Genomic DNA, 6,403 nt, shown 5'->3' on the forward strand with positions numbered 1-6,403 from the left:
CGCATGCTCGATCGCGCCGAGGTCGCCGCGCGCCTGGGCACGCAGGCCTTCGCGGGCGGTTGGCTCGACGGGCGCGCGGGCGGCATCCAGCCGCTGGCCTACACGCGCGGGCTGGTGCGTGCCGCCCAGCAAGCGGGCGTGGCGGTGCACGGCGGCAGTGCGGTCACGGCGTTGGCGCGCCAGGGTGTGCACTGGCACGCCACCACGGCCAGCGGCGCCGTCGTGACGGCCGACCAGGTGCTGCTGGCCACCAACGGCTACACCGGCGGGCTGTGGCCGAAGCTGTCGCGCACCGTGCTGGCCGCCAACAGCTTCATCGTCGCGACCGAGCCGCTGTCGGGCCGCGAGGTCGACGCCATCCTGCGGGGCGGCGAGACGGCCTCGACCTCGCAGCGCCTGCTGCTGTACTTCCGCAAGGACGCGCAGGGCCGGTTGCTCATGGGCGGGCGCGGCCACTTCGCCGATCCGACGGGCCCCGCCGATTTCGCACACCTGGAGCGCTCGCTCGAACTGCTGTTTCCGCAGCTGGGCCCGTTGCGCTACCAGTACCGATGGGCCGGCCGCATCGCGGTCACGCGCGACTTCATGCCGCACGTGCACACGCCCGCGCCGGGCCTGACGATCGCGCTGGGCTACAACGGGCGCGGCATCGCACTGGCCACGAGCGTGGGCAAGCACGTGGCCGCGCGCATGGCCGATGCGCGCGCGCCGTTTCCGTACCCGGTGACGCCGCTGCAGCCGATTCCGCTGCACGGGCTGCAGCGCTTCTACATCGGCGGCGGTGTGGCCTGGTACAGCCTGCTCGACCGGCTGGCCTGAGCACACGCACGCACGCGCCCGCGGCGCGTGGCCGCACCTGAACTGAACACGCCAGCCGATCGCTGGCGTCCCCCATCAAGCGCTCTCACGGCCTTCAGTGCAGCGTTCTGGGGTCAGAAGGGGAGCGACCTCGAGGGCCGTTTCGAGCGCGCGATGGCCCGGTGACGAGACCCGCGCGCGGCCTGTTCACGCAGAGCCGCGCGGACGGTGGGCAAAGAGGAACGGGTTACGACGGAAACCAGCGCGGCACATGCGGCATTGCATCGTGCAGCGAATCGAGCACATGAAAGGCCTGCGCGACGATCGCCTCGGGCGGGTGCTTGAGGTCGGGCACCACCACCACGCGCATCCCGGCGGCCAGCGCGGCCTTGGCGCCGTTCTCGCTGTCTTCGAAGGCGACGCAATCGGCCGGGTCCACGCCCAGGCGCTCGGCCGCGAGGCGGTACAGCGCCGGGTCGGGCTTGGCGCGCGCCACTTCGTCGCCGCCCGCGAAGGCCTCGAAGTGATGGAGCACGTCAAGGCTGCCCAGGCAGGCCGCGATCTGGCCGCGCGTGGACGACGAGGCGACCGCGCAGCGCGTGCCGCGTCCGCGCAAGGCGGTGAGCAGCTCGGCCGCGCCGGGCTTGATGGGAAAGAGCGGCCGCACGTCGCCTGCCAGACGTTCCAGCTGCAGCGCGGCAGTCACTTGCGCCGCCGCGTGCTGGTAGGCAGCCACGCCGCCGAGCAGCGTCGCAAGGATCTGCTTGGACTCGCCCATGGCGAGCCCCACGCATTGCAGGTACTGGGCGTGCGAAAGCTCGACATCGAGCGTGCGGGCCGCGGCGATCCAGGCGGCCATGATGGGGCGCTCGGAATCGATCAGCAGTCCGTCCATGTCAAAAATGGCGGCGGTGAACATCGAGGCCAATCCTAAGCGAGCCGCGCAGCGGCCATGAAAAAAGGGGCCATCGGCCCCTTGGTTCGAGAAACGGCAACGCTGCCGGTCAGTCCCGCGCCAGCGCCCGGTTCAGCCCCAGCGCCGCCAGCGTGCCGAGTGCGCCCGACAGCAGGTAGATGCTCACGAAGGCCAGGCCGAAGTGCGCCGACAGGCCCAAGGCGACCAGCGGGGCAAAGGCCGCGCCGATGAGCCAGGCCAGGTCGGCCGTGAGGGCCGCGCCCACGTAGCGGTACTTGGGCGCGAAGTTGGAGGTCACGGCGCCGGCCGCCTGGCCGTACGACAGGCCCAGCAGCGCAAAGCCCAGCACGATGAAGATGTCCTGGCCGATGCGTCCGCCGTCGAGCAGCGTGGGCGCGAAGCCGCTGAACACGGCGATCATGGCGGCCAGGCCGCCGAGCGTGAAGCGACGGCCGATGCGGTCGGCGATCAGGCCCGAGGCCACGATGCCGATGGCGCCAAACACCGCGCCGACCATCTGCACGATCAGGAACTCGGTGATCGACTGGTCGGAGTACAGCGAGATCCACGACAGCGGGAACACCGTGATCAGGTGGAACAGCGCGTAGCTGGCCAGCGCGGCGAACGCGCCGATCAGCAGGTTGGCGCCCTGCGAGCGGGTCAGCTCGACCACGCTGGTGGGCTGCAGCTCGCGCTCTTCGAGCAGGCGCGCGTACTCGTCGGTGGCCACGAGGCGCAGGCGCGCGAACAGCGCGACCACGTTGATGGCGAAGGCCACGTAGAAGGTGTAGCGCCAGCCCCAGTCGAGGAAGTCGGCCAGCGGCAGGCTGGAGTACAGGTATGCGAACAGCGCGCTGGCCACGAAGAAGCCCAGCGGTGCGCCCAGCTGGCCCAGCATGGCGTACCAGCCACGCTTGTTGGGCGGTGCGTTCAGCGCCAGCAGCGACGGCAGACCGTCCCACGAGCCGCCCAGTGCCAGGCCCTGGGCAAAGCGGAAGATCGACAGCAGCACGATGGCCGTGAAGCCGATGCTCGCGTAGCCCGGCAGGAACGCGATGCCGGCGGTCGAGGTGCCCAGCAGGAACAGCGCAATCGTCAGCTTGGTCTCGCGCCCGAAGCGCCGCTGGATCGCCATCGAGATCACGGTGCCGAAGGGGCGCGCGATGAAGGCGAACGAGAAGATCACGAAGGCCCAGAGCACGCCTTCCAGGCGCTGCTCGAACGGGAAGAACACCGCCGGGAACACCAGCACCGAGGCGATGCCGTAGACGAAGAAGTCGAAATACTCGGAGGCGCGACCGATGACCACGCCGACCGCGATCTCGCCCGGGGCGATGCGCGAATGGTCGGCGTCTGCGGCGCGGGCGCCGCCTTCGGTCGGGTGCGGCACGGGCTGGGCGCCTTGTGGACTGATGCTGGACGTCGTCATCTTGCTGGCTGGCTGGCTGTAATTCGGGTGTCACGCCGGAGCGCGACACAGGGGGGAATTCTGGACACCCTGTAGCGTCTCATCGATTTGCGTTTACCGCCATAGGACAAAACGTCCAATAGGCGAAATCCCTTGGGCGGCGTAGATTGCAGGGTCATTTTTGCGCGGCCTTCGCACTCTCCTCTCCCGGCATGCACATCCTCAAGACCCTTCGCCGAGCGCTCCTGCTGCTCTCCGCCATTTTCCTGGCGGGCTGCAACACAGTGCTGTTGAACCCCTCCGGCGACATCGCCAACCAGCAGGGGCGTCTCATCATCGTCTCGACGGTGCTGATGCTGATCATCATCATCCCGGTGATCGCGCTGACCATCTTCTTTGCCTGGCGCTATCGCCAGTCGAACAAGGAGGCCACCTACAGCCCCGACTGGGACCACTCCACGCAGCTCGAGCTGGCGATCTGGGCCGCGCCGCTCCTGATCATCATCGCGCTGGGCGCGATCACCTGGATCAGCACCCACACGCTGGACCCGTACCGACCGCTGAGCCGCCTGGACGCGCAACGCCCCATTCCCGCCGAAACCAAGCCCCTGGTGGTCGAGGTGGTGGCGCTGGACTGGAAGTGGCTCTTCATCTACCCCGAGCAGGGCATCGCCACGGTGAACGAGCTGGCGGCCCCGGTGGACCGCCCGATCAGCTTCAAGATCACGGCCTCGTCGGTCATGAACTCCTTCTTCATCCCCGCGCTGGCCGGCCAGATCTATGCCATGCCGGGCATGGAGACCAAGCTGCACGCGGTGATCAACAAGCCGGGCGAGTTCGACGGCTTCTCCGCCAACTACAGCGGCGCGGGCTTCTCGGGCATGCGCTTCAAGTTCCACGGCCTGAGCCATGACGGCTTCGACCAGTGGGTGGCCAAGGTCAAGACCGGCAAAGAGGGCGAACTGACCCGCGAGCAATACAAGAAGCTCGAAGTGCCGAGCGAGCGCGAGCCCGTGCGCCACTACGCCGCGGTCGACCCTGCCCTGTACGACGCCATCCTGAACCTGTGCGTCGACCGCAACAAGATGTGCATGAAGGAAATGATGGCCATCGACGCCGACGGCGGCATGGGCAAGCCGGGCGCATTCAACATCGCCACCAAGCAGGCCTGGCAGGCCGACTCCCTCGACACGCCCAAGCGCAAGTACGTCACCGCGATGTGCACCACCGAAGACTAAGAAGATGCTGCAGAACCTAGACCTGACGAAGCTCGTCTTCGGCCGCCTCTCCTGGGAGGCGATTCCCCTTCACGAGCCGATTTTGCTCGTGACCTTCGCGGCCGTGATCCTGGGCGGCCTGGCGCTGCTGGGCGCGGTGACCTACTTCAAGCTGTGGGGCACCTTGTGGAATGACTGGATCACCAGCATCGACCACAAGAAGATCGGCATCATGTACATCATCCTGGGCCTGGTGATGCTGCTGCGCGGCTTTGCCGACGCACTGATGATGCGGGCCCAGCAGGCCGTCGCCTTCGGCGACAACGCGGGCTTTCTGCCACCGCACCACTACGACCAGATCTTCACCGCCCACGGCGTGATCATGATCTTCTTCGTGGCGATGCCGCTGGTCACGGGTCTCATGAACTTCGTGGTGCCGCTGCAGATCGGCGCGCGCGACGTGGCCTTTCCATTCCTGAACAACTTCAGCTTCTGGATGACCACCTTCGGCGCCGGCCTCGTGATGGCGTCGCTGTTCGTGGGCGAGTTCGCCAAGACCGGCTGGCTGGCGTACCCACCGCTGTCGGGCATCCTGTTCAGTCCTGACGTGGGGGTCGATTACTACATCTGGTCCTTGCAGATCGCGGGGGTGGGCACATTGCTCTCGGGCGTGAACCTGCTGGCGACCATCGTGAAGATGCGCGCGCCCGGCATGACCATGATGAAAATGCCCGTCTTCACGTGGACGGCCCTGTGCACCAACGTGCTGATCGTGGCTGCCTTCCCGGTGCTCACGGCCGTGCTGGCCCTGCTGTCGCTCGACCGTTATGTCGGCACCAACTTCTTCACGAACGACCTCGGCGGCAACGCCATGATGTACGTGAACCTGATCTGGATCTGGGGCCACCCCGAGGTGTACATCCTGATCCTGCCGGCCTTCGGCATCTTCTCGGAAGTGGTCTCCACCTTCTCGGGCAAGCGCCTGTTCGGCTACGCCTCGATGGTGTACGCCACGGTCGTGATCACGATCCTGTCGTACCTCGTGTGGCTGCACCACTTCTTCACCATGGGCTCCGGCGCCAGCGTGAACTCGTTCTTCGGCATCACGACGATGATCATCTCGATCCCGACGGGCGCGAAGATCTTCAACTGGCTCTTCACCATGTACCGCGGCCGCATCCGCTTCGAGCTGCCCATGATGTGGACCATCGGCTTCATGATCACCTTCGTGATCGGCGGCATGACGGGCGTGCTGCTCGCGGTGCCCCCGGCCGACTTCGTGCTGCACAACAGCCTGTTCCTCATTGCCCACTTCCACAACGTGATCATTGGCGGCGTGCTGTTCGGCATGCTGGCGGGCATCACCTACTGGTTCCCGAAGGCCTTCGGCTACAAGCTGGACCCGTTCTGGGGCAAGTGCTCGTTCTGGTTCTGGATCGTCGGCTTCTGGATGGCCTTCATGCCGTTGTACATCCTGGGCCTGATGGGCGTCACGCGCCGCATGAGCCACTTCCAGGACATGTCGCTGCAGATCTGGTTCCAGGTCGCCGCCGTCGGCGCCGTGCTCATCGCACTGGGCATCGCCTCGTTCCTGATCCAGCTGGTGGTGAGCTTCATCCGCCGCGAGTCGCTGCGCGACACCACGGGCGACCCGTGGAACGGCCGCACGCTCGAGTGGTCGACCTCGTCGCCGCCGCCCGCGTACAACTTCGCGTTCACGCCGCGCGTGCATGACAACGACGCCTGGACCGACATGAAGGCCCGCGGCTACCAGCGTCCGCTGGACGGCTTCAGCCCCGTGCACATGCCCAAGAACACGGCCGCCGGCTTCATCATCGCGGCACTGAGCGCGGTGTGCGGCTTTGCCCTGATCTGGCAGATGTGGCTCCTGGCCGGCATCGGCTTCGTGGCCATGCTGGTCGCGATCATCGTCCACACCTTCAACTACAAGCGCGACTACTACATCCCCGCGGAAGACGTCGTTCGCACCGAAGAAGCGCGCACGCGCCTGCTGGCCACCGCCCATGTCTGATACCACCGCTCTCTCCACTCCCCCGGGGGGGG

The 6,403-nt window shown here is 66.9% G+C and carries 5 protein-coding genes; 3 read left to right on the forward strand and 2 right to left on the reverse strand.

The features are described from left to right. The coding region (locus AAG801_RS39425; RefSeq protein ID WP_341893326.1) for an FAD-binding oxidoreductase at positions 1-819 on the forward strand (819 nt) is incomplete at its 5' end. Between the two features lie 226 nt (positions 820-1,045). Here AAG801_RS39425 and AAG801_RS39430 read toward each other — a convergent pair. After that, the gene (locus AAG801_RS39430) at positions 1,046-1,717 is read right to left on the reverse strand and encodes an HAD family phosphatase (protein WP_341893327.1); all 672 of its coding nucleotides are present in this window, start codon (positions 1,715-1,717) and stop codon (positions 1,046-1,048) included. A gap of 85 nt (positions 1,718-1,802) precedes the next feature. Beyond that, positions 1,803-3,143 carry an MFS transporter gene (locus AAG801_RS39435; protein ID WP_192193235.1) on the reverse strand — a complete coding sequence of 447 codons (1,341 nt, stop codon included), beginning with the start codon at positions 3,141-3,143 and terminating at the stop codon, positions 1,803-1,805. Between the two features lie 191 nt (positions 3,144-3,334). Here AAG801_RS39435 and cyoA point away from each other — a divergent pair, with 191 nt between their 5' ends. Then, complete coding sequence (gene cyoA, locus AAG801_RS39440; protein WP_341893328.1) at positions 3,335-4,360, forward strand: ubiquinol oxidase subunit II; 1,026 nt, start codon at positions 3,335-3,337, stop codon at positions 4,358-4,360. A gap of 4 nt (positions 4,361-4,364) precedes the next feature. Next, positions 4,365-6,371 (forward strand): cytochrome o ubiquinol oxidase subunit I, encoded by a 2,007-nt coding sequence (gene cyoB / locus AAG801_RS39445; RefSeq protein ID WP_341893329.1) that lies wholly within the window; start codon positions 4,365-4,367, stop codon positions 6,369-6,371. Positions 6,372-6,403 lie beyond the last annotated feature (32 nt).

The organism is Variovorax sp. YR752 (assembly GCF_943372545.1).